This window comes from Rhodococcus sp. IEGM 1354, from assembly GCF_030056855.1.
In the GTDB taxonomy this organism is placed as follows: domain Bacteria; phylum Actinomycetota; class Actinomycetes; order Mycobacteriales; family Mycobacteriaceae; genus Rhodococcoides.
The window spans coordinates 1-206 of record NZ_JASHKT010000113.1; the positions used below are offsets into that span (position 1 = coordinate 1).

The 206-nt window shown below is 64.1% G+C and carries 1 protein-coding gene; it reads left to right on the forward strand.

Features of this window, described 5'->3' with window-relative positions; genetic code table 11:
• On the forward strand, nt 1-191 hold a 191-nt coding region (locus tag QM588_RS25725), incomplete at its 5' end, for a rhodanese-like domain-containing protein (protein WP_336620096.1).
• Between the last annotated feature and the right edge of the window lie 15 nt (nt 192-206).

The window sequence follows — 206 nt, forward strand, 5'->3', positions numbered from 1 at the left end:
TGCCCCCGGAGGTACTCGATGGCGCATTCGGTGGACTCGTACCGAAGGGAAAGGTCGTCGCCGTGTACTGCGGCTCGGGCGTGACCGCTGCGCATCAGCTTCTCGCACTGGAGTTGGTAGGTATCGATGCCTCGTTGTATCCCGGCTCGTGGTCGGGTTGGATCAAAGATCCGACGCGGCCGAGGGCGTGACACACCGGCGCTGAG